20 protein-coding genes, 2 tRNA genes and 1 pseudogene are annotated in these 22,662 nt (G+C 67.5%); 17 read left to right on the top strand and 6 right to left on the bottom strand.

Annotated elements, in window-relative coordinates; genetic code table 11:
* Positions 1–41: 41 nt before the first annotated feature.
* Positions 42–335 (bottom strand): ribbon-helix-helix protein, CopG family, encoded by a 294-nt coding sequence (locus tag FrCorBMG51_RS23290; protein ID WP_047225142.1) that lies wholly within the window; start codon positions 333–335, stop codon positions 42–44.
* A gap of 299 nt (positions 336–634) precedes the next feature.
* On the opposite strand from FrCorBMG51_RS23290, the gene FrCorBMG51_RS23285 reads away from it, so the two are divergent.
* Complete coding sequence (locus FrCorBMG51_RS23285) at positions 635–895, top strand: CopG family transcriptional regulator (protein ID WP_047225141.1); 261 nt, start codon at positions 635–637, stop codon at positions 893–895.
* A complete protein-coding gene (locus FrCorBMG51_RS23280; protein ID WP_083731301.1) occupies positions 892–1,326 on the top strand; it encodes a PIN domain-containing protein in 435 nt (144 codons plus the stop codon). Before FrCorBMG51_RS23285 ends, FrCorBMG51_RS23280 begins: the two co-directional genes overlap by 4 nt.
* A gap of 90 nt (positions 1,327–1,416) precedes the next feature.
* Here FrCorBMG51_RS23280 and FrCorBMG51_RS23275 read toward each other — a convergent pair.
* A pseudogene (locus FrCorBMG51_RS23275) lies at positions 1,417–2,116 on the bottom strand (IS6 family transposase).
* 405 nt (positions 2,117–2,521) lie between these two features.
* Positions 2,522–2,594 (bottom strand) — tRNA-Lys (locus tag FrCorBMG51_RS23270).
* 316 nt (positions 2,595–2,910) lie between these two features.
* Between FrCorBMG51_RS23270 and FrCorBMG51_RS23265 the strand changes: the two genes are divergently transcribed.
* Positions 2,911–3,843: an ABC transporter ATP-binding protein gene (locus FrCorBMG51_RS23265; protein WP_013871891.1), complete on the top strand. Its 933-nt coding sequence runs from the start codon at positions 2,911–2,913 to the stop codon at positions 3,841–3,843.
* A complete protein-coding gene (locus tag FrCorBMG51_RS23260) occupies positions 3,840–4,646 on the top strand; it encodes an ABC transporter permease (protein WP_013871890.1) in 807 nt (268 codons plus the stop codon). The genes FrCorBMG51_RS23265 and FrCorBMG51_RS23260 overlap by 4 nt, the downstream gene beginning before the upstream one ends.
* A 119-nt stretch (positions 4,647–4,765) precedes the next feature.
* Here the strand turns inward: FrCorBMG51_RS23260 and FrCorBMG51_RS23255 are convergent, their stop codons facing one another.
* Together FrCorBMG51_RS23255 and FrCorBMG51_RS23250 are read right to left on the bottom strand one after the other, a co-directional pair.
* Positions 4,766–5,074 carry a DUF6158 family protein gene (locus FrCorBMG51_RS23255; RefSeq protein ID WP_013871889.1) on the bottom strand — a complete coding sequence of 103 codons (309 nt, stop codon included), beginning with the start codon at positions 5,072–5,074 and terminating at the stop codon, positions 4,766–4,768.
* Positions 5,071–6,354 carry an acyl-CoA dehydrogenase gene (locus FrCorBMG51_RS23250; protein ID WP_139342450.1) on the bottom strand — a complete coding sequence of 428 codons (1,284 nt, stop codon included), beginning with the start codon at positions 6,352–6,354 and terminating at the stop codon, positions 5,071–5,073. The genes FrCorBMG51_RS23255 and FrCorBMG51_RS23250 overlap by 4 nt, the downstream gene beginning before the upstream one ends.
* Before the next feature lie 488 nt (positions 6,355–6,842).
* On the opposite strand from FrCorBMG51_RS23250, the gene FrCorBMG51_RS23245 reads away from it, so the two are divergent.
* The 13 genes from FrCorBMG51_RS23245 (at position 6,843) to FrCorBMG51_RS23185 (ending at position 21,208) form a co-directional block, all read left to right on the top strand.
* Entirely contained in the window at positions 6,843–7,427 is a 585-nt protein-coding gene (locus tag FrCorBMG51_RS23245; protein ID WP_047225140.1) for a hypothetical protein, read from the top strand.
* A gap of 263 nt (positions 7,428–7,690) precedes the next feature.
* Entirely contained in the window at positions 7,691–9,499 is a 1,809-nt protein-coding gene (locus FrCorBMG51_RS23240; protein WP_052914978.1) for a carboxylesterase family protein, read from the top strand.
* A 106-nt stretch (positions 9,500–9,605) separates the two neighbouring features.
* A complete protein-coding gene (locus tag FrCorBMG51_RS23235; protein ID WP_047225139.1) occupies positions 9,606–10,328 on the top strand; it encodes a hypothetical protein in 723 nt (240 codons plus the stop codon).
* A 217-nt stretch (positions 10,329–10,545) separates the two neighbouring features.
* Positions 10,546–10,621 (top strand) — tRNA-Glu (locus FrCorBMG51_RS23230).
* 487 nt (positions 10,622–11,108) lie between these two features.
* The gene (locus FrCorBMG51_RS23225; protein WP_235433848.1) at positions 11,109–12,329 is read left to right on the top strand and encodes a tyrosine-type recombinase/integrase; all 1,221 of its coding nucleotides are present in this window, start codon (positions 11,109–11,111) and stop codon (positions 12,327–12,329) included.
* Entirely contained in the window at positions 12,326–14,704 is a 2,379-nt protein-coding gene (locus FrCorBMG51_RS32200) for a site-specific integrase (RefSeq protein WP_086055641.1), read from the top strand. The genes FrCorBMG51_RS23225 and FrCorBMG51_RS32200 overlap by 4 nt, the downstream gene beginning before the upstream one ends.
* 195 nt (positions 14,705–14,899) lie before the next feature.
* Positions 14,900–15,166, top strand: a complete 267-nt coding sequence (locus tag FrCorBMG51_RS33300) for a hypothetical protein (RefSeq protein WP_052914977.1) — start codon at positions 14,900–14,902, stop codon at positions 15,164–15,166.
* A gap of 706 nt (positions 15,167–15,872) precedes the next feature.
* Positions 15,873–16,826 carry a hypothetical protein gene (locus FrCorBMG51_RS23210; RefSeq protein WP_047225137.1) on the top strand — a complete coding sequence of 318 codons (954 nt, stop codon included), beginning with the start codon at positions 15,873–15,875 and terminating at the stop codon, positions 16,824–16,826.
* Positions 16,827–16,911: 85 nt separating this feature from the next.
* Positions 16,912–17,871, top strand: coding sequence for a hypothetical protein (locus FrCorBMG51_RS23205; protein ID WP_139342486.1), 960 nt, complete (start codon positions 16,912–16,914; stop codon positions 17,869–17,871).
* On the top strand, positions 17,871–18,920 hold the full coding sequence (locus FrCorBMG51_RS23200) for an ImmA/IrrE family metallo-endopeptidase (RefSeq protein ID WP_052914976.1): 1,050 nt from the start codon (positions 17,871–17,873) through the stop codon (positions 18,918–18,920). Before FrCorBMG51_RS23205 ends, FrCorBMG51_RS23200 begins: the two co-directional genes overlap by 1 nt.
* 139 nt (positions 18,921–19,059) lie before the next feature.
* The gene (locus FrCorBMG51_RS23195; protein ID WP_047225135.1) at positions 19,060–20,085 is read left to right on the top strand and encodes a nucleotidyltransferase family protein; all 1,026 of its coding nucleotides are present in this window, start codon (positions 19,060–19,062) and stop codon (positions 20,083–20,085) included.
* A complete protein-coding gene (locus FrCorBMG51_RS35200) occupies positions 20,082–20,516 on the top strand; it encodes a type II CBASS E2 protein (RefSeq protein ID WP_052914975.1) in 435 nt (144 codons plus the stop codon). Before FrCorBMG51_RS23195 ends, FrCorBMG51_RS35200 begins: the two co-directional genes overlap by 4 nt.
* A gap of 239 nt (positions 20,517–20,755) precedes the next feature.
* Positions 20,756–21,208, top strand: a complete 453-nt coding sequence (locus tag FrCorBMG51_RS23185) for a hypothetical protein (RefSeq protein ID WP_139342485.1) — start codon at positions 20,756–20,758, stop codon at positions 21,206–21,208.
* A gap of 192 nt (positions 21,209–21,400) precedes the next feature.
* Here the strand turns inward: FrCorBMG51_RS23185 and FrCorBMG51_RS23180 are convergent.
* Positions 21,401–22,662: type I restriction enzyme subunit R domain-containing protein (locus FrCorBMG51_RS23180; protein ID WP_047225134.1), on the bottom strand; the 1,262-nt coding region annotated here is incomplete at its 5' end.

The raw sequence follows: 22,662 nt of genomic DNA, 5'->3' as shown, positions 1-22,662 counted from the left end.
GTTGTGACGTCACCGCCCACCCTGCCGCGACACGTTCATGCTCATGCCGACTCACGGAAGATACGTCGGGCGACCTCCTCGACCTGATCGACGGTCAGCACCGGCAATTCAGGATCGTGCACGGCTCGGGTGAGGATGCGCCGGATCAGTGCCGAGGTGGGTATGTGCTCGACAGCGGCTCGGGCCTTGAGGGTCTCGGCCAGGGAGGCAGGTACCCGCACCGACACCACGATCTGCTCGTTCTCCAGCGCTTCGACCTCAGCGGCTTCGGCTTCTTCCGCGGTGTGCTCGGCGCGAACGGCATCCCGCCGAGCGCGGGTCGCGCGACCTGTCATGGCTTGCCGGGTAGTCCCGAAGATCGACTCTGCGAATCTTCGACCGGCGATCCCGGCCTTGTCAACCGGATCGATGTGACCCGATCCGGGTTTCTGGCACCCGCAGGGTGCGCCGTCCCCATCACGGCGGTACAGAAGGCTTGTAGATCGTTCGTCGCGCTGACCCGTGGTGCAGAAGCCCTGGTCAGGACCCACGGACGAGTTTCGGGCACGGACAGTGGGAGCATGACGCGACATCCGCAACGCCCGCGAGAGCCGGCGATCGCGATCAATATTGCTGGTGGTGGTACCATAACCCTATGGCCTTGAAGAAGACGACCGTCATGGTCGAGGAGGAATACCTGCAGATCGTCAAGGAGGCGGCAGCGCGTGAAGGCCGGCCCGAATCCGAGTATTTTCGCGAGGCGTTCCGTATCGCCGCGCTGCACGCCCGCCGATGGTCCGGCGATTGGGACATACCGGCACTCGACTTCGGCGGCCCGCTCACCGAAGATGACGTCCGCGAAGCGATCGATGAAGCGGTCAACCGGAAAAACGGCACGACTGGCATTGCCACGTGATCGTCGTTGGTGACACCTCTGGCCTCATGGCCGCCTTCAACATTGGCAATCCGGAACACCAGGCAGCCCGCGCGGCACTGCGCGAGGCGTCCGTGACCCTGGTTTCCCCGCTGGTGTTCGCTGAAGTCGAGCACGTCATCACCCGCAACGTCGACCGCAAGGCCGCCTATAAAGTCAATGACTGGCTGTTACAACAGGAAGGCGCCATGCGCATCCTGGTCCCAGAGGTGGCAGCCGATACTCTCCGCAAGGCTCGCACGGTCCAGAGCCGGTACGCCGACCTGCGCCTGGACCTGGCGGACGCAGTGAACGTGGTGCTGGCGGAGCGGTACGAGACCGACAGCGTTCTCACGCTCGACCGGCGAGACTTCCGTGCGATACGTCCGCTCAGCAACCACAAGGCGTTCCGTCTCCTGCCGGACGACCTGTGACGGCACTGTTGCATTGGCGAAGTCCGCCGTCTCGGCGGGTCTGTTGCGTTATGGGAAAGCAAGACATGGCGGACCCTGCCTGAATATTGATCAGACAGCCAGGGTGAGCTCGGTGAAGGCAGCNCCGCGGGTCGGTGTCGACGCCGAGTTCGTAGTGGCCGCGGCGGATGTTCTGCACGAACGCATGCCCCAAGCTGACCGTCTGGGCGAAACGGAGGCGTTTGAGTCCGCGCATCGGCCGGAGTCTGGCTTTGAGCTGGCTGTGGTCGGATTCGATCCGGTTGTTCGCCCGCCGGGCATCGACATGGTGGGCGGCGGGCAGCAGCTCGTCGAGGACCCTTGGGTAGGCCGCCGCCTGGTCGGTGGTCACCTCGACCGGGCGGTGGCCGTGCGACAATGCCTGGGTGAAGAACCGCCGTGCTGCGGCCAGATCGCGGTGGTCGGAGGCGAACACGTCGATGACCTGCCCGCACTGGTCGACCGCCCGGTACAGATAGATCCACTCTCCGGTGACCTTCACGTAGGTTTCGTCGACGAACCACCGGTCCCCGGGAATGTGCCGGCAGGGCCGGGCAACGTCGATCAGCAGCGGGGTGAACCGCTGCACCCACCGGTACACGGTCACATGATCGACGACGAGACCGCGTTCGGTGAGGAGTTCCTCGACGTCTCGGTACGACAGGGCGTAGCGCAGGTACCAGCGCACCGCCAGCACGATCACCTCGGGTGGGAACCGGAAGCCGGTGAACTCCGATGCCGGGACCGGCGGACGGACGGGACGTCGACGCATTACTCGATCATGCCTGGTCAGACGTCGAGACGGCGGACCTCAGCAACGCAACAGACCCCATATACGGGAGCACCGAGAGTCCAGATGACTGCTGCCTGACCTCGACCGGCCGCTGCGCGTACTTACCGCCAGCAAGGAGAGCGCGGGTTGGCGAAACCTCGCCCCGGTGCGTGGCATCCCGGAGCGCTGCCGTGCGATCTCATCCGCGAAGGACCGAATCCGACCTCGTCAACTCGCCGACGGACACACAGCGTCACAAAATAGGATCATGGCGTTGAGCCCACACCATCGCCCGACGAACAAGATCGTGCGGCTCGAGCCCGCATTGAGCCCACAAACCTCAGATGATCTTCCAAGGAAGATCTAAAAAATGGGATCACCGCAGGTCGCAGCCATGATCAAATGTGGGCCGCCAGGGGATCGAACCCTGAACCCGCAGATTAAAAGTCTGCTGCTCTACCAGTTGAGCTAACGGCCCGCTGGGCCTGATCGTACCTGCCGTGGCGAGCTCCCACGCGGGGTGGGCGCAGTGGACCCGATCTGCCCCCGTCTGTCGATGGCACGTAATAGCCCCGGTTTACTAGTACTACAGTGCCTACTACTACAGTGCCCACTTTGCGATCATCCTGCTCCGACGGGCCGGGGCGGCTCCCCCGGCCGCGGGTGGGGCCTGGTCCGGATGCCCCGCCAGCCCTGACGCGTGGCCGTCCCATGCCCGCCGCCACTATGCCTACTGCGCCTACTGTCGCCGTGCCCGCCGCCGAACCCGCTGCCGACGACGGGCGGGAGCCGACATGACGTTCGCGATACATGCGGATGGGCTGACCAAACGCTACCGGGGCCGGACCGTGGTCGACTGCCTCGACCTGCAGGTGGCGACCGGTGACCGGTTCGGGTTCCTCGGCCCCAACGGCTCGGGCAAGTCCACGACCGTCCGGATGCTGCTCGGGCTGGTGCGCCCGAGCGCCGGCAGTGTCCGACTGCTCGGCCGGAGTATGCCCCGTCATGCCCGGCAGGTGCTGCCCAAGGTCGGCGCGCTCGTGGAGGCTCCCGCGTTCCACACCTTCCTGCCCGCCCGGGTCGAACTGGCCGCTCTCGACTCGGCCGGACGCGGCGGTGCCCGGCGCTCGCGCCGCAAGCGGATCGAGGACGCCCTGGAACGGGTCGGGCTCGGCGACGTCGACGACCGGCCCATCAGCAGGTTCTCACTGGGGATGAAACAGCGGCTTGCCCTTGCCGCGGCGCTGCTGCGGCATCCCAAACTACTCATCCTGGACGAGCCGACGAACGGGCTTGATCCGCAGAGCATCCGGGAGATCCGTGACCTGCTGCTCGAGCTGAACGCCGCGGGAACGACCGTTTTCCTGTCCTCGCACCTGCTCGCGGAGGTCGAGATGCTCTGCACCGAGACAGCGATCGTCTGTGACGGCCGTCTGGTCGCCCATGACTCGCTCAACGCGCTGTGTGGCCCGACCGGCCGGGTGACCCTGCGCACCCCCGATTCCGATCTTGCCGCGCACCTGCTCGAGCGTGTCCTGGAGGGCCGGGAGGGGCACTCCCTCATCGCGCGGACGCTGAACCCCATGGCGCTCAACGCCGCGCTGGTCTCGGCCGGTGTGCGCGTACACGAACTGGTGGTGGAACGACGGACGCTTGAGGACGTCTTCCTCGAGCTGACCGGTAGCGACGGGGGCGGCGGCTGGGAGCCGGCCGAGGACGAGCAGTGATCCGCGTCGAGCTGCGCCTGCTGTTGCTGCGGCGGCGAACGTGGGTGTCGGTGTTGATGCTCGCGGCGCTGCCGGTCATCGTCGCCATCTTCCTGAAGATCAGCGGAACTGGCTCGAAGCCGATAGGCCCGGCGTTCCTGGCCGAGGTCGTCCGCAACGGCACGTGGTTCCCGGTCGCGGCCCTCGCCCTCGTCCTGCCGCTGTTCCTGCCAGTGGCGGTGCTTCTGTTGGCGGGGGACGCGATCGCGGGCGAGGCGAGCGCCGGCACTCTGCGCTATCTGGTGATACGCCCGGTCGGACGGGGCCGGCTGCTGGCCGCCAAGATGATTTCGATCATCGCCTTTCTGCTGATCGCGGTGAGCGCGGTGACCTCGACCGCGTTCACGGTCGGCTGGGCGCTGTTCGGGCTCGCTCCCATCCAGCCGCTGTCCGGTGGGGGGCCGCCTTTCTCCCTGCCGGATGCGGCGATCCGGATCGGGCTGTCCGCGCTGTTCGTGGCCGCGTCCATGTTCGGGATCGCCGGCTGCGGGCTGTTCCTGTCGACGATCACGTCCACGCCGCTCGCGGCCACGCTCGGCGCGCTCGGCATCCTGGTCACCGCGGGTGTGCTCGATCAGATCCCGTCCGCCGAGGTCATTCAGCCCTACCTGCCCACGCACTACTGGATGGCGTTCGTCGACCTGTTCCGCGCGCCGGTCCCCTGGTCCAGCATCCAGCACGGACTGATGCTCGAGGGCGGCTACGGCATAACCATGCTCGTCCTGGCCCGGATCGTGTTCGCGACCCGGGACATCACAAGCTGACCCGGCACACCACCCGTCGCGCCCGGCCCGGCCCGGGGCTGCGACGAGCCGGTGACAGCCACCGGCCGGTCAGGCCGCCGGGCGTCGGGTGGCCGCACGCTGCGGTCAGGCCAGGGACGTCACGAGCCGGCACGGCCCGCGGCGGCGGCCCGGCGACTGCCGGCACGGGTCCGTAGCGGGTCCGGTGTGAGCACCGCCGCGAACCGACGCCGGTATTCGTACTCCAGGCTGAGCATCCGTGACGTGTGCGTGTCGAACGCGTCCCCGGTGCCGTGCAGGAACGTGTCGTGCCGGGTCGCGTGCAGGTGCTCCACCTCGCGGACGAGATCCTCGTCGGAGAGATCACCCGGCGGGACGCCTTCAGGACGATGCTTCATGCCGTCATCGATACCCACCTGACCCGCCGTGGCCACCTCACTGTCAGTCACCACCAGAACGGGTCGAGATCGTCCAGGACGGCGTTCGCGAGCGTCTCGAGATCATGCTCGACGTGGCTGTGCCGCAGGTGGAAGCCGAGGTCGGCGACGCGCCGGGCGTAGCCGCGGTCGGAGCACAACGGCCCCGGGCCGAGCGCGCGCCCCACCAGGTCGATCACCTCTGTCGCGCACGTCTCGACCGCGGCCCGCACCTGCAGGGCACGCCGCCGCGCCGAGCCGCCGGTGTCGCCCGGGTCGGCATCGATCTCCCGTGCGGCTGTCTCCAGGACGCAGCGCCCGGCCATCAGCAGCGCATCCACCCGGCCCAGATGGACCAGCGCACGCGCGTCCAGCGGCCGTCCCCGCCGGTCGGCGAACCAGTGGTGGCCGCCGGGCCCGCCGCGGCCGGTGGCCCCATAGCGGTTGGCGGATCCACTGACGGATCCATGGTGGACGGTCCAGTCTTCATGGTCAGAACGGCCTTCATGGTCAGAACGGCCTTCGTAGCCAGAACGGCCTTCGTGATCGGTTCGGTCGAGGCGGCCGGCGGCGAACAGCGGGCGGGCCACTCCGATCGCGCCGCCGAACCAGCACGCCGCGACCCCTGCCGCGGCGTGCCAGAACACGGGCCGGTCCGAGTACGCCGTGGCGGCCGTGGCGGAGCGGCCGGACGTCTCGGCGGGCCCGCCAACCGCCACGGCCCGTGCCCCGTCGAAGAGCACCGTCGCGGTGTCCGCGCCGGCCATCGCCCGGGACGCCCGCCCACCGGCCGCCACCGCGATGCCGCGGTCGTCCAGCCGCACGGCGAACAGCTGGCGCGCCTCCCCCGCCTCGGCGGTGGTGATCTCGGCTGCCACCAGCGCGTGGGTGAGTACCCGCGCCCCTGAACAGGCCGGCCTGGCGCCATGCAGCGTCCAGCCGTCCGGGCCCCAGCGGGCGGCCAGCGGGCTCACCGGGGTGTCGATGTCCCACACCCCCCACCGTTGGTCACGCCGCGGCACCGGTCCGTCCAGATCGTTCAGGATCGCCACCGCGCCGGCGTGCCCGGCTGCCAGTCGCGCCAGCGTGACGTCGTTGACGGCAAGGTCGGCAAGGACGCGCCAGCGGGCAGCGGTGGAGCCCGCGGCGGACAGCGGAGGATCGAGCCGGCCGGACTCGACGAGCACACCGAGCGCCGCACCGGTCCGGGTGGGATCCGACAGATCAGCGGGCAGCGCCCGGTCCGGATCCGCGCCCGGTGGGACGTCGAGCGGGATGTCGAACGGGCCGGCCGTCGTGACACTCGTTGCCATCAGGACCACCTCATGCCATGTGATGCGGTGTGCATGCCATGTGATGCCGTGTGATGCCGTGTACATGCGTGGACGGCCGCCCGACGCCGCCGCACATCCTGTCACCGCCAGTTGCGTTGCTGTTGGTATCCCCGATGCATCGGAGGGTGATGGATTTGTGTCCCGTTCCGCGGACACCAAACGTGACCCACCCCAGCGCTCTTTACTGTCGGCCACATAACATCCACACTTACCCAACACGTGGCGACAACACTACGCATGGCACCAGAACCAGCTAGCCTGCCGCTCATATCGGATGTGTCGGTCATAACCATGGGCGACGGACCAGGATACGCAGGATGTGGAGGTGCCGCACGATGTCGTGCGATGCCGCCATGGCTGTGGGCCGCCGTCACGGCAGTCTCGGCAGGAACCACGACAGACGCGATAACCGTCGCGCGTCGGGTCATCGCACTGTGCGACATGCGCCGAGGCATGCAACGCGGTATGTGCCCAGGTGGGCGTTCCCGCCGCTCTCCCGTGCCCGTCTGGAACACCGTAACAGCGGCAGGCTGGCCCTGCAGGCACTGATCCTCGCGATGACCGTCGCGGCGGCCGGGCCGGTCGCGACGTTGTTCAGGGACACGGATCCCACGGGAGCCACCCGAGAGCTCAACCCGATCATCACTGTGGACAACAGCAACCTCGGGGACACGCTCCTCGCGGGCGCCCGCTGCCATCCCGACGCGCCCCCCGGCGTTCAGGGGGCGTTCCACATCGGGTTTGCGACCCGGGCGGTCTCGTGCCCGATCGCGCAGCCCTCCCTGCCGATCAGCCGGGCGGTCCTGGCCCCGAACGCGGGAAGAACGACCACCACCCCTGTCCCCGCGCCGCCTTCCGGAACACCGGCAGCGGGGACAGGCCCTGGTAACGGCGGTGGCGGTCTCCCCGTCGCGGCATCCACGAAGACACCGCAGCCCCCACCGGTAGGCCTTCTGACCATCCGCCTGGCCGCCGGCCTGCGGGGACCCGTCGCGGCGACCCGCAAGGCGAACAAAACGGAGACCCTCGTCGGCGTCGGCTCCGATCGCTGAATCGTCGACTCCGATCACCAGTCGACGATCACCACGCCGGTGCTGGCGGGAACCCGGCCGCACAGCGGACGGCCAACTGCCGTCACCGTTAGAATACGCAAGGAATGAATGCGGGAGCAGCACACGGGGAAGCAGCACACCGGGAAGCACGGAAGCGCCGCTCTGGGAAACACAGCGCCAGGAAGTAGCACGCCGACCACCGACATGAACCATCGGGAACATGAACCGGTCGAGGATATGGACCATGACACCGGGGAGCAGCCATGGGGCCGGTCCGTATCCGGAGTATGGCGTCGGGCGCGGTGTCACTGCTCCTCGTCATCATCCTCTGCCTTACGGTCACGTCATGCTCGGCCGACTCGACGCGTGACGACCGTGAACAGGACGGTGGCGGTTCAACGAGAACCAGCCCGACAGTCGTGTCCGTGACCGGTGGTACGGTCCGCGGCGCACATACCGCCCTGGACACGTCCTTCTATGGAATTCCGTACGCGGCACCACCGGTCGGTGACCAACGGTGGCGGTCACCCCAGCCCGTCGTGCCCTGGCCGGGTATCCGGAATGCCACGAAGAAAGCGCATCCCTGTCTTCAGGGCAGCCCGGACGACGGTGGCCTGGGCGAACAGTCCGACGAGGACTGCCTCTTCGTCAACGTTCACGTCCCCGCCACGGACACCAACAGCGGCACGGACGGCGGCCTGACCAGCAGCCCCGGCCCGAACGGCGACACGGGCGGCGGGGCCGGCAACGACCGGGTAGGCGATGGCCGGCTACCGGTGATGTTCTGGATCCACGGCGGCGGTTTTGTCGGCGGCTCCGCGAACGAATACGACGGAAGCCTGCTCGCCGCCGCAGGCAGGGTGATTGTCGTCTCGGTCGAATACCGCCTGGGAATTCTGGGATATCTGGCGCTGCCCTCGCTCAACGCCGAGGGCGGGCAATCCGGGAACAGCCAGTCCGAGAACGGGCAGCCACAGCCGGGTGACTCCGGAACATATGCGGTTCAGGACATCACAGCCGCGCTGCGCTGGGTCCGCGACAACATCGCCGCGTTCCACGGCGACCCCGGCAACGTGACGGTCTTCGGCGAGTCGGCCGGGGCGATCGGTACCTGCGCGCTGCTTGCCTCCCCGCCCGCGGCCGGCCTGTTCCATCGCGCGATCGTGCAGAGCGGCCCGTGCTCATGGCCGTTCCTGGCGATGCCGGATGCCGAGCGGACCGGGACCGACGTCGCGCGCAGACTCGGCTGCGCCGACCCCGCCCGGGCAGCGGCCTGCATGCGTGCGCTACCCGCCCGGGACGTGCTCGCCGCGGCCGACCAGCAGACCGACATCCTCAGCCCGTTCCCGTGGGCGCCCGTGACAGGCGGGCGGACACTGCCGGCACCGCTGTCCACGGCCATTGCCACCGGCACCTTCGCGAAAGTGCCGGTCATCATCGGGACGGTGAAGGACGAGGGCCGCATTTTCACCGAGCCCTGGAGCGACCGGGCCGGAAGGCTCACCGACCAACAGGTGAACGAAATCCTCGACCAGCATTTCCACGACAGGATCGGCGCCGTCCTCAGGGATTATCCGCCAGGTTCGGCGCCGCCGACCGAACGGCTCGCCCGCGTCATCACCGACGCGCTGTTCACCTGCCCGAGCGTGACCTCGGCGTCCATGCTGACGCGGGCCGGTGTACCGGTCTTCTCCTACGAGTTCGACCTGCCCGGCAGCGCCCCGTACGTTCCGGACACACTCCCCGGTGCCTCGCACGGATGGGAGCTTGGCTACCTGATCCCGGACGCCGACCGGCAGTGGCCCGGCAAGGTCCACCGGGAACTGTCCGCCACAATGATCGCATACTGGACGAGGTTCGCGGCCACCGGCAACCCGAACACGCCGCCGGCCGGAGCGGCAGACGGGAGGAACGGCGTGGGCGCGGCCGGCCGGACGCTCCCCACGACGTCGCCGCCCACCTGGCCGGTCCGCACCACCGAGCAGGCACAGACGCTGACGATCACACCCGGTGACATCCATCCGATCAGCACCCTCGCCGACGACCATCACTGCGCAACCTGGCAGCGGTGAGCGGAGCCGGCTGCCGACTGCCGGTTTCCGCTGGCTTCTGCCCATCCCGTCCGGATGGGACCCTGGACGGACATACCGCTCCAGGCGAAGGCAGAAGGAGACATCGATGGTCGACGCCCATGCCGCCGTGGACGGATTCCTGCCGAGCGGCCAGGCCCTTCCCTTCACCAACGACTTCCCCAGGCAGCCCGTCATGAAGATCAGGATTCCGGGTGTCGGTCGGGTGCCGATCGGGGATGCCAGCCGCGGGCTGTGCGGGGGCATGGTCTACACCACTCGCGATCTTTTCGAGGCGAAGCTGCCGCCGCCCACGTCGAAGGACGTGCCGCCGCCCGACTCGCCGCTGTACCGCTACCTCTCCCGCCGGCTGTTCGACAGCTTCGACATCCCGCGTGGCGTCGCCCGCTACTACCGGCTCATGTCCGCCCTGGACGCGGACACCACCCGGTCGTCACTGACGCTGCGCGGCGCCGGACGGATCACCGTTGTGGACGAGTGGCCACGGGTGCGCCTCGACCTCGACCGCGGCGTACTGTCCCCGCTCGGCATCATCACAGTGCGCTCCTACAACCCCTTCCAGCTTGGCTACAACCACCAGGCGCTCGCCTATGCCTACGAGCAACGCCAGACCGCGGTCACGCTGCGGGTCTATGACCCGAACACACCGCTGGAGCGGGCCGACACCGTGACGATGTCGTTCGACGTCACGTACCCGAGCGGCCCAGTGCCGATCACACACAACCTGGCCATCGGCGGACGCCCGGTCCGGGCGTTCTTCCGCACCCGGTACCACAGGGTGGACCCACGGCCCGCGCTCACGGCCACCTGACTCCACCGGAGCCGGACACACGGCCGGCCCCGCCCGAGCAAGCAGCCTGACCGCCCCGGCTCGCCTCGTCTCGCCCGGCTCGCCTCACGCCGGTCCGGCGAGCCGCGGACGGAAGCGGTTTGTCGTCACAGCCCACCATCCCCTATGCTCGGCATGCCGTACCGACGGCAGACGTTGCCGCGTCCGAGCTGTGAACCCAGCCCGATCGTTGCCGCCCGCCCCCATCGTCTAGCGGCCTAGGACATCGCCCTTTCAAGGCGGTAGCACGGGTTCGAATCCCGTTGGGGGCACCACGCAGACCCGTGCATGGTCATCTTCCTTAACTACTGCTGGCCAGCTCGTCATCTCGGGCGAGTTCGACTTGCCGGTACAGAGGAGCCAGCGGTGAGCCGGGAGGCTGGCCGGGCCAGCTCCACCGTCAAAATGATCAATTTTCTGATCGGCGCGGTCGTGGCGCTGAGTTTCCTCTTCGCCTTTGGCAACGTCTGGGCCTTGGGCATCAGGCTCGGTGTGTCCGCGTACGTGGCCCCACTTGTGGCGCCGGCCGTGGATCTCTCCGTGATCGNACCGTGCTCGAGAAGATGAGCAGCCGCCGCGCGGCGCGGACGACCTCCACGGGTCCGCCGTGGATGGCGAGGTGTCGGGTGCCGATCAGAACTGTTGACCGGACTACCGGGCGGAGGGTCAGCGTGTCGTAGGCGGCGGGTGGTGGCCCGTCGGTAACTGTCACGCAGTTCCGAGTGAGAGGACTGCGTGCGGATGTCCGATAATTGTGATCGTGTGATTGATCTGATCGATCTGCCGGAGTGGGGTCGGGTGGTCCCGATGGTTGGTGTCGAGCCGTTCTGTGTGGTGGACGAGGCGGATAGGCCGGTCGAGCCGGTCCGACGGTTCTTGCGTGATCTTGTAGCGCAGGGATGTTCGGCCGCGACGATTCGTAGCTATGCGTTTGCGTTGCTGCGTTGGTGGCGGTTCCTGCGGGCGGTGGAGGTGGAATGGTCGAAGGCGTGTCCGGCGGAGGCGCGGGATTTCGTGCTGTGGTTGCAGCGGACCAGCAAGCGGCGTCGGTTGCCGCGAACCGATTCTGCGATGACGGCAGGAACGGTGAACCCGATCACCCGTAAGCGGTTCCAGGACGACAGTTATATGGTGGCCACGATTCGGCATTCGAACGCGGTCGTGCGGTCGTTTTATGTGTTCTGGATCGAGCGGGGTGAAGGGCCGCTGGTCAATCCGGTGGTGCTGGCTCGGGGGCGGGGCCGGCGTCCTCATGCGCATCACAACCCGTCGGAGTCGTTCCGGCCGGAGGGGCGGCTGCGTTATAACCCGCCGGCGCCGAAACGTCGGCCGCGGGCGATGCCGGACGAGTTGTGGGAGCAGCTGTTCACGGCGATGCGTTCGGACCGTGACCGGGCGATTCTGGCGTTGGCGGTCAGCACCGGCGCTCGTGCGGGGGAGCTGCTGGGAATGCGTGGTGTCGATCTGGATTGGGGCGATCAGCTGATTCAGGTCCGGCGGAAGGGGACACGGGCGCCGCAGTGGCTGCCGGCCAGTCCGGAGGCGTTCGTGTGGCTGCGCCTGCACGTGGAGGAGATCGGCGGAGTGGGTGCCGACGCGCCGGTCTGGCAGACGCTGCGCCGTCGCGCCCGCGACGGCGGCCTGCCCGGTCGCGTGCCGTTGAACTACGAGGCGCTGCGGGCGGTGCTGCGCCGCGCGAACGGCCTGCTGGGCACCAACTGGACCATGCACGACCTGCGGCATACCTGCGCCCTGCGCATGATCCGGGATGCTCGGTTGTCGCTGCGCGACGTGCAGACGATCCTCGGACATGCTCACCTGACCACGACCGAGACCTATCTCGTGGAAGACGACCTCGAGGTCATCCGCCGAGTACGGGACTATCTCGCCGGCCGCGACGAGCCGCTGACGCTGCCCGGCGACGCGACGACCCCCTATCGGGCTGAGGACCTCACCGTGCTGTTCGGGCCAGCCGGCCGATGACGACGACAGCACCCGCACCTGCCAGCGTCGAGGTGGCCGCCGCCGCGATGAGCACGGCGCGGGTCGGGCCGTTGAACAGGGCGAGCGCCGCACTGGTGCTGGCGGAGATCCCCACGTTGCCGGTGTTTCCCGCGGACCGCCACGGCGAGCAGTGGATCCGGGGAGCCGCCCGGATCCTTCGCTGGCTCGGCGAGCACCCGGGGCCGGGGTGGCAGCAGCGGTGGACGGCGGCCGAGGGGAACCGCTACGAGTGGATCGACCCGCTGTGCGCCCGCGAGGGGCTCAGCCCGTGGGCGGGCAAGGACGCACTCCGCCGCGGCCTGGTCGGGCTGCTGCTGTGTCGGGCGATCCTGCCCAGCTACGACTTCATCCGCCGCTACCGGCCCTGCGCGCTGCTCAGCCACACCCAGCAGGTCGTCAGCCCGGCGCTGTTCGCCCGGCTCGGCCGGGAGGCCCAGGTCATGGGCCTGTCCGGCCGGCAGCAGGGCGAAACGCTGGCGTTGATCGCCAGGGTCGTGCTGGTCACCGGGAAGACGGTCGAGCAGCTGGCCCCCGACGACCTGTTCGAGATCCGTTCCTACTATCTCGACGCCCGCAGCCATGTCCCGCTGGGGATCTACCCGGCGTGGGACCTGCTGCGCACGGTCGGCGTCCTGGACATACAGGTGGCGATGCGCACCGCGCTGCGCGCGGGGCCCCGGCCGACCGCCGAACTCGTCGATCTCTACCACGTCCGGTCGCCGGTCATCCGCGGCGTGCTGATCCGCTACCTCGACGAACGGCGCCCCGGGATGGACTACGGCTCGTTCCGCGCGCTGGTCACCGTCCTGGCCGGACGGTTCTGGGCCGACATCGAGGCCCACCACCCTGGCATCGACACCCTGGCGCTGCCGTTCGAGGTCGCCGACGCCTGGAAACAGCGGCTCATGTTCACCAGCAGGCCGTCCGACCAGGGCAGACCCCGCAAACGCCACCTCGACCTGCTCACCCTGGTCCGCGCGTTCTACCTCGATATCCAAGAATGGGCGTTGGACGACGCCTTCTGGGTGCCGTTCGCCGCACCCAGCCCGGTCCGCAAAGGCGACACCGACGGCATGGCGAAACTGAAAAGGCAGGTCACCGCGCAGATTCACCAGCGCATCCGGGAACGCCTGCCGCACCTGCCCGTCCTCGTCGACACCGCCGAAACCCACCTCGACACCCAGACCACGCTGCTCGCGACGGCGAACACCACGCCCGTCGGCGAGGTCTTCGACCACGCCGGGCGCTCCTACCGCCGGACGCTGCGCGTCAGCCACACGCTGACCGCCCGCCACCACGGCACCGTCGCCACCCTGGTCACTGACCTCACCACCGGCGGGCTGGTCGATCTGACCCGCGCCGAGGACGAGGCGTTCTGGACCTGGGCGATCGTGGAAACCCTGCGCCACACCGGCGTCAGGATCGAGGAACTCCTCGAGCTCACGCATCTCGCGCTGAGCACCTACCGCCTGCCGGACACCGGTCAGATCGTGCCACTGCTGCAGATCGTGCCGTCGAAGAACGACGAGGAACGGCTCCTGCTGGTCAGCCCGGAACTGGCCAGCGTCCTGGCCACCATCATTACCCGGCTCCGCGACGCTCACGGCACGATCCCGCTCGTCGCCCGCTACGACGGCGCCGAACGGGTCACCGGGCCGCCGCTGCCGCACCTGTTCCAACGCAAAATCGGCCACCGGCACGAAGTCATTAACGTCAACACCGTCCAGAAACTGCTGAAGAACCTGATGGCCCGCACCGGCCTACGCGACGCCGCCGGCGCACCGTTGCGTTACACCGCGCACGACTTCCGGCGCATCTTCGTCACCGAGGCCGTTGCCGCGGGCCTCCCCGTCCACATCGCAGCCCGCGTTCTCGGCCACCACCAGCTGACCACGACCCAGGCCTATCTCGCGGTCTTCCAGGACGACCTCATCCGCGCCTACCAGGCATTCCTGACCCGACGCCGGGCCGTCCGCCCCGCCGAGGAATACCGCGAACCCACCGACGTCGAATGGGACGAGTTCCAACAGCACTTCGAACTACGCAAAGTCGAACTCGGCACCTGCGCCCGCCCCTACGGCACAGGCTGCAAACACGAACACGCCTGCATCCGCTGCCCCATGCTCCGCGTCGAACCCGCTCAACGCCGCCGTCTCGAACAGATCATTATTAATCTCACCGCCCGCATAGACGAAGCCCGAACCAACGGCTGGCTCGGTGAAGTCGAGGGACTCCAACACAGCCTGACAGCCGCAAAGACCAAACTCGCCGGCATCGACCGAACCGCCCGCGCCGCGCGATCCAGCACGGCCGACCTCGGCATACCCACAATCTCCACACCCCACCGGGAGTGAGAGCACCGGAAGGCAGAAATGGGAGGGAACGAAACGGGCGGAACGTGGCAAATCTTAGTCCGGATAACATGTCTCCTCGCCACCCGCGAGCTCGCACAACGCGGGGCGAGCGCCGAACAGATCAGGCCGGTACGTCGACTGCTGGTATTCGCCAGTTTAGTCACGCTTGCGCTCAATGTAGCCGAACCGTTGATCATGGGCCAGTACGGGAAGGCCGCGTTCGACAGTGTCGGCTGCTGGCTGTTGATCGGCTGGGCAGAGGTCGGCCCCAGCCTGCTCCAGGCGATGCAGACCACCACAGCGTCCACGCCTGCGCTGGGCGGGCAGGCCGCGGACGACCCGACCGAGCCGATCGCGGTTGACCGACCGGAGGTGCCGCAGGTTCCTGGCCTGGCAGGGATGGGAGTGCCGGCGGTGGAGGCGACATCTCGGGGAGACGGATCGGGTACATGGGAGCAGTGACCTGCTCCACCGGGCACGCGCCGAGGATGTTCTGCACTGGCAGTTCCATCACCGCCCGATCTCCGCGGAGAACCTCCGCAAACGCCTTCACATTGGCGCGGGTACCGCACGCAGCCTTGTCGCGCAGCTACGCAACGACACCAAGGCCACGTTCGACAGGTCGGCGTCAGCTCCAGTCCCAAACGGGGGAGCCTGATACCTTCGACACCGCCACGGCTGACCACGAGGATGCGTATCCCAACGGACGAACCGCCGAACGGCTCTCTCGCGTACGCCCCCGCTACGGCCGATTTGGAGGCGGGTGGGTAGTTGGCGGGCCGCCGCGTCCCAACAGTGACCGCTACCGTCGGACACCGCCTACGTCGGTGAGGAACTCGCCGCGTCGTACTCCGCAAGGATCCGTTCAGTCACGCTGGTGAGGCACGGACCGCGATCGTGACGTCCTTGGCCACCCTCGGACGATGGTGCGGTGAAGGCCGGCTTCGGTCGCGGTCGCACGAGGCCTGTATATTCGACAGCCAGCACCCTCCCGGCGGCCAACTGTGGGACGACGAGGCTCGGCGGCGGCCTGGCATCCTAGAGCGTCACTAGGTCAAGTGGCGCTCGGACCTGAGAAATTGTGGGCGCTGGTCGCGCCAGCGTCCGCGTTTCTCAACAAAACAAAAATTCGCGTCACCGACGCCGTTGACGCGGCCCCTCAAGGAGGTTGGTCATCTCCGCGTTTGAAGAGCTGCACCGTCTTGGGCATCTCGGTCAGGATTGCCTCCACCTGGTCACCAGGTTGGTCGAGGAGGAAGCCCGACGTTTCCCGGAAATTCGACGTGACAGCGCCCGAGATCTGGACGATCTCGTCGAAGAATTTCTGGTGGACCGGATCCGGCCCGTGACCGCGAGCCTCCTTGCGCAGGCGACCGATGACGCATCCGTCGGACGTCTCCTCCGCAAATCCATCCGCAACTGGATGATCGACAGCGTGCGCAAGACATCACGGGGGGCGTTGCGGCGCCGGCTCGTGGAGGTCCTGTCGGGAGATCACGCCTTCGAAAAGGTGCCTGCTAGCGAGCCGGGCGCCGGCCGTTGGAGGCCCACAGGCGCACCGCTTCCACCGTGGACTGGCCCGATCGATGACCTGGTGCGGGCGGCTCGTGAAGTCCCGAACGTGAGGATTCCGAAGTGGTCGAGCACGACCCGCCGGCCACCGATCGCGGACCGGGCATCGATCATCGCCGTAGCCCAGGCGGCTTTCACGGCGGCGAGCGGGTCGCTTGAGGAAGCTCAGCTTGTCGACGTATTCGCGGCTCGGTTCCCCGTGGTGCTGGACCCCGACATCGTCTACCTGCCCGATGGCGCCGAGAACCGTGCCGACGCGGATGAACCGACTCCCGAGGATCTCGTCGTTGCCGCAGACGAAGAACTGAGTGCTGCGGCCACAGCTGCGGGCATCGTGGGGATGTTGTCGCCGGTGGAGCGCCGGATCGTCCCGTACCTGGCATCCCCGGCCGACATCCGGGTGCTCCTGGCGTGCGGCCCGGCGCAGGCGCGCCAGCATGCCGACAGGGTGGCTGAGAAGCTCAGACAGCTTGTCGGCGAAGGCGAAGACCGAGAGGCAGTGGCCAAGGAGGTGATCCGGCTGTGCGGCACCACGACCGCCCTGGGCTGACCGTGCGCCCGATGGAGCGCGACGGGAGTTCTGACGTCAGATCTAGGTGCCGGCATACTCGGCCCACCCCACGCCGGAGGACACCGTGAGCGACCAGCGGACTGCCCAGCATCTTCTCGATCTTGCCGCCCAGGTACCAGACATGCACCAACTAACCCAGCCGGGGCTAGAGGAACGGTTCGGCGCCTCGACAGATGTCGAGGTCCGCATCGGGCAAGTGTGGCGCGCCCGCTGGGACGAGACCGTCATGTTGCTGGTGGTACTGGCTGTACGAGACCGCGAGGTGCAAGGTGCGCCGGTGACCATCGACCCGTCCAGGGAGGATGACCACGGCATCGTGGTCGGTGACACGGCGACCGCGTTCGGCGTGGCCGTCACAGTATGGGCGGGGCTTACGGCGACGGTGCCGAATCGGGTCCTCGATCAACTGGTGGATGTCTGGAGCGACTCGCTGGTCCGATGCATCGCTGCCGCGAGCGTGCAGAAGCCAGCCCCGTTGCCAGCAGGCGTCAGACGGGGCCGCAAGATCACATCCCCTATGGACCCTTCGGCCATGCTCCGCGCAGAGCTCACCGACGACTTGGAGCTGTTGAGGCAGGCACCCGGGCTGCCGGTTGCCGTCCCGGGAATCGAGCCACGCACCCTTGCAGCGATCCTGGGATCGGGTCTTGATCTCGGCGCATTCTGCGCTTCGCTAAACGTGAGCCAAGCCGAGGCCATGCGCCTTCTCCGTGGCAAGGTCCCGATGACGATGGAGCAGATCGACCTCGTGGCGAAGGCGACTGGCGTCGCCTCCGAGGAGATCGCGAGTTCGGTTCGCCCGCTCCCGGCTGGGCTTGTCATCCGGATGGAGCATCCACGGTGGAGATCAACGTGGACTCGACGTGCGCGCCGGTTGGGCATCGCTGAAGAACGAGCACGTCTGGACGGCAGCTATGGCGCCTTTAGCCTCGCCGCGCGAGAAACCGGCGGCGGCGAGCCTGACTGGGACTCGCGGCTTCGGCAGTTCCTCAACAATAGCGCCGCGGGCGAGGAGGACGCATAGTGCGGGCGAGACCGCTGTTCGCTGACGCTCCTCGTCAGGCCGAAGCGATCTTGCGCGTTGTCGAGGAACGTCATCCGGGATCGCTCGCGGCTCTCTGCGCCGACCCTTTGGCCACGATCTCGTCGTGGTCCGACGTCCAAGTGACCGTCGTACCCGAATCAGGTGATGGTGACGGATGCTCGGTGTCTGGCAGCTACTTGGACCATACCCAGCCTCCGACCCTCCGCGTCGCCGCATCGCGATCGCGCCGGCGCCGCGGGTTCACCGTGCTCCACGAACTGGGTCATCACCTCCAGCAGACGGATCCAGAGCTTGGACAGCGTGTCTTCACCCGCGTGGACTCCGAGAACTTCGAGGAGGCTGCGTGCGATGCCTTCGCCGCCCGGGTGCTCCTGCCGGATGGGTGGGTCCGCGATCGCGTCGACCTACGAGGGCCGACCGCCACAGAGATCGTCGACATGTTCCAGAACTCCCAGGCATCTCGCGAAGCGTGCTGCGTACGGGCCTCTGAACTGCTGAGCGGTGGAGGTATCGTTGTTCTCCTCGACGCAACAGGCCGGGTGGTGTTCGCGTCACCACGGGGGGTCGTCCCACCGGCGCGGGGCTCTGACCAATCCGACACGCCACTGATCCGGGCCGCGCTTCGTGGAGTTGCCACGGTCGAGCACGACGACACCTTCGTGGCCTACCGCAACGGGGGCCGGAGCGACCCGCTGTACGGGCAGGCGGCCTGGTGCGACAAGCAGTACATGATTGCGGTACTCGCGCCGGACAACGTTGGGTGGCGCCGCTTCGCGCCGCCCCGGTCCGCCAGCGCGGCCTCTCCTGCGGAGCGATGGTGGATCTGCGAGATCTGTCCGGATGCCGACCCGTTCGAGGTCTTCGGCCCGCCGTGCCAGCGCTGCGGGCAGCCGAAATGCGAGAACGGCCACTGCGGCTGCACCCCCGCGGGAGCCAGAGCGGAGCAGCGGTGTGATCGCTGCTTCCTCATGCTGGCGGCTACGCAGTTCGATCCGGGCCGCTCGATCTGCCGCAGCTGCGCCGAATGAACAAGAGCTGGGGGTGTCGACCTCCTCAGGCGGGAGCTGCCTCACGGTCCGACGTCAGTAAGGGTGAGTGGCCATCAGGCAGCTCCGCCCAGGCCGGGCGCCCAGGTGCAGCCGCACCCCTACCGAACGAAGCGCTCGAATGGGACAGACAAACGACATCCTCAACGACGTCCGCGGTCGGATCGACGCGCACGCCGAACCGCTCGCGGAGGCACGTGGCCGGCTGAGACTCAGCCGGGACGTCGCGATCGGTTTCCGGGGCGCGCTGCGCACGTACCCCAGCGGTTCGCTGGCGCAGCACACCTTCATTCACCCAGTGGCGGACGGGGACGGCGGTGTCGTCCTGGACCGCCGTGTCTACCCGGCGCTCGGTCCGGAAGGCGCTGACGAGTCTCCCGAAGAGACGATCGAGGCGCTGTGCTCCCTGCTCGGGCCGAAGATCCGAAACGTCTACCCGAAGGCCCGTTGCTGTACGTCAAGGCGAGGACCGAAGATCTACTTCGGCCGTCCAGTGGACAGTCAGGACCCGACCATCGACCTCGTCATGGCGCTCACCCGCCGCGACGGCAACGGTCTTTGGATCCCCGACCTCAAGAAGAACAAATGGGAGGCCTCGGACCCCGAGCGGCACGCAACGCTTTTCACGTCTGGCGGCAAGTCGCACGCCCAGACCCGTCGCCGCACCATCCGCCTACTCAAGGCATGGAACCGGCAGTACACCACTGTCGGGTTCTCATCCCACAACTTGTCCGTCTGGGCATGGGAATTCATCACGGAAGGGATGGGGCTCCCGACCGCCCTCTTCTCCGTGCTGGACAGGGCCTCGACCCGACTGGAGGCCGGATACGCGACGAAGGATCCGGCAGGAGTGTCGCCCCATGTGAAGCCCCTGATCGACCGCTCGATCGCCGCCCGGCGACTGCGCACAGCGGCCGATGCCGTCAGCGAGGCCCTCCAGCACGATGACGACCGCGAGGCGGTACTCTCGGCGCTCTCGCGGGTCTACTGGAAGTATCTGGAAGACCCGACACCGTCCGGGCTGGCGGGCAAGGCAGCGATGTTGAGGCGACCAACCCCGGTCTCGACCGCCGCGTTGGGCCTCTCCGGTAGGCCGGCACTCGTCCGGCCTACCCGCGCCTACGGTACCCCGCTCCGCAGCGCGTGACCCGCCGAGCGCCATGGCGGGCGCCGGCCTGGTTCGCCAGGCCGGCGCCCCGCATCCTGTTCCTGCGCCGGCTCGCCGACTGCGGCATTCAGATCCGGGAGGTGCGGGTTCCCTTCCGGCGATACAGAGGTGGCTTCGCCTTCGCGATCAGGCTCGACGTCGCGGACCTTCCTGTCCAGACAATCACGATCGTCTTCAGCCTGGCGTGTCCCGAGTCTCCGCACGTCTACACGGACGGACCATCCGACTCGCCACATCGCTATTCCGACGGTGCGCTGTGCATGTGGTACCCCGCCGATCCTGGAGAACGGCGCTGGAACCGTTCCGACGGCGCACCTGCCCTTCTCGGCCACATCGTCGCCCACTTACTTCGCGAAGAATGGTGGCGCCGGACAGGAGAATGGCCGGGGTGCGAGGTGATCCATGCCTGACATCGACGACTGTCAATCTATATCAACGATGAACAGAAGAGACGCTAATGCCCACCGCGACAACGTCTGGATCCACCCTGACACCAGCACCATTGATTCAGGCCAGCGCCGGTGTGGCGCCTGCGAATACCACTACGGCGACACGCGCTCCCACGCCTACCCCGGGCGCACAAGGAGCGACAACCGGCGGACCGGATCTCCTAGCCACGGCAGTGCTCTCCGGTGCATTTCTCGCTGGCATGGTCGCGGCGGCGATCAACATCTGGCTTGCCCATCGACGCAGCCGGGAAGAAGAGCGTAACCGCCTGCGCACAGCCTTCGCTGAAGCATTCGCGGCGTACGCGGCCTACAAGGAGTTCCCTTACGCCATCCGCCGCAGGCGGGCCGATGCGGCACCGGATGAGCGGGTTCGGCTTTCCGAGGCGCTTCGGGAGATTCAGGCCAGGCTAGCCTATCACATTGTCTGGACGACGGCGGAGTCCGAAACCGTCGGAGCCGCATACGCCGACCTCGTTCAGCAGGCCCGGGAGATTGCGGGGACCGCGATGAAAGATGCATGGAGGGCACCGGCCACGACATCCGACACAGACATGGTTATTCCGACAGCGATAATCGACCTCAGATCTCTAACGTCGTTTGAAGAGTCGTTTATGAAAGCCGTGCGTGCCCATCTGGATGTGCAGACCCCTTGACGGGCTGGATAAGACGGAACCCCCGGTCAGTGAGTATTACAGTCCAGAGTTCGACCGGCTGAACCTTGCTCGCCTCACACCTGTAAACTGCTTAGTGCCCCTGGGAGCCTGCACGCTCACTCAGCAACCGGCCGGTGCCCGCCAGTGCAGAGATTTCCCGAGGAACGACAGGACCGCCTGCCGAACACACCCTCAGTCAGTCTCCTGTGAAGTGGCGACCTCGTAGAAGGCGTCCGCGAGAGCAAGCATGACGCCGTTGATCCCAGGGCCGTCGTTGAAGAAGTAGTCGGCCATGGCGTTGTGGGCTTCCTGGTTGTCGAGGACGGCCTCGGTGACGATGGTTTTGAAGTCGTCGGAGTCCATGAACTGCTTCTTCGAGTTGACCTGGGTCTGCCTGACGAGGTCGGGGTAGGCGAGGAGTCGCTGGACTAGGCCGTTGACGAACTCGCGGATCTGGGACTCGGTGAAGGACTCAGCACCGAAAAGGTCGTTCATCTTATCGATCACGACCTGGAGTGCAACGTACTTGGGTTCCTTGCGGGTGCCGGTTCCGGCGGCGCTGATTCCCTTGAGCTCTCCGTCGCCGGTCAGCGAGATATCGACGGCGATCCGCTTCTCATGCTTGACCCCGACCAGGACGACTGAGGAGTCGGCGATGACCTTCTCCAGGAGACGCAGGAAGATGGAGAGCATCTCCAGGTGCGGGTCGCCGTAGTCGACGATCTGGCTCATGAAGTCGTAGAGCCGGACGTAGGTGGAGACGTCCTGGCGGAACAGGTCAAGGGTGCTGAGCGTGACCTTGTCATCGGCCTCGATCGCCGCGGCGTAGCGGGCCGCGAACTCGTGCTTCGCCGGGGCGATCGCGGCCGAGAGCGCGTTGTTACCCTTCCGCTTCACCCACAACTCGGCGACGTCCCGCACCTGGTCGGCGGTGTAGATCCCGGCTTGGGCGAGCTTGGCGGCGAGGTGGGCGACGACGTACGGGTCGGTCTCGGTCTCCAGGGTCGCGTTGGTGAAGTACGGCTCGAACGCGGCCCGGATGTCGTCGGGCTTGTTCACGAAGTCCAGGACGTACGTCTTGCGCTTGACCTCCCCGCCCGCGGTGCGGTGGGTGCGGTTGAGCCGGGAGAGCGTCTGCACGGCGGTGACCCCGGAAAGCTTCTTGTCGATGTACATCGCCGAGAGCAGCGGCTGGTCGAAGCCGGTCTGGAACTTGTTGGCGACCAGCATGATCGTGTAGGTCTCGCCCTTGAACGCCGCGGCCAGATCCGAGCCGGCGCCGGGGTTGAGGTTGGTCTCGGTGAACTCGGCGTCCTTCGACGGCGCCGGCCCCCACTCCGCGGTCCACTCCTCGTTCTCGTCCATCGTCACCGACCCGGAGAAGGCGACCAGGGCGCGGTAGTCGTACGACGCATCCTCCGTGGCCCGGCGGGCGAGGTAGGCGTCGATCGCCT

The sequence above is a fragment of the Protofrankia coriariae genome, assembly GCF_001017755.1.
Lineage (GTDB): Bacteria > Actinomycetota > Actinomycetes > Frankiales > Frankiaceae > Protofrankia > Protofrankia coriariae.
This window is presented reverse-complemented; position numbering and strand designations above follow the sequence as displayed.

What these genes read in the sequence shown, in the direction of transcription:
- FrCorBMG51_RS23290 (WP_047225142.1), bottom strand. Translation starts at nt 335, where the DNA reads ATGACAGGTCGCGCGACCCGCGCTCGGCGGGATGCCGTTCGCGCCGAG.
- FrCorBMG51_RS23285 (WP_047225141.1), top strand. Translation starts at nt 635, where the DNA reads ATGGCCTTGAAGAAGACGACCGTCATGGTCGAGGAGGAATACCTGCAG.
- FrCorBMG51_RS23265 (WP_013871891.1), top strand. Translation starts at nt 2,911, where the DNA reads ATGACGTTCGCGATACATGCGGATGGGCTGACCAAACGCTACCGGGGC.
- FrCorBMG51_RS23250 (WP_139342450.1), bottom strand. Translation starts at nt 6,354, where the DNA reads ATGGCAACGAGTGTCACGACGGCCGGCCCGTTCGACATCCCGCTCGAC.
- FrCorBMG51_RS23240 (WP_052914978.1), top strand. Translation starts at nt 7,691, where the DNA reads ATGGGGCCGGTCCGTATCCGGAGTATGGCGTCGGGCGCGGTGTCACTG.
- FrCorBMG51_RS23235 (WP_047225139.1), top strand. Translation starts at nt 9,606, where the DNA reads ATGGTCGACGCCCATGCCGCCGTGGACGGATTCCTGCCGAGCGGCCAG.
- FrCorBMG51_RS32200 (WP_086055641.1), top strand. Translation starts at nt 12,326, where the DNA reads ATGACGACGACAGCACCCGCACCTGCCAGCGTCGAGGTGGCCGCCGCC.
- FrCorBMG51_RS33300 (WP_052914977.1), top strand. Translation starts at nt 14,900, where the DNA reads ATGGGCCAGTACGGGAAGGCCGCGTTCGACAGTGTCGGCTGCTGGCTG.
- FrCorBMG51_RS23195 (WP_047225135.1), top strand. Translation starts at nt 19,060, where the DNA reads ATGGGACAGACAAACGACATCCTCAACGACGTCCGCGGTCGGATCGAC.
- FrCorBMG51_RS23185 (WP_139342485.1), top strand. Translation starts at nt 20,756, where the DNA reads ATGGTCGCGGCGGCGATCAACATCTGGCTTGCCCATCGACGCAGCCGG.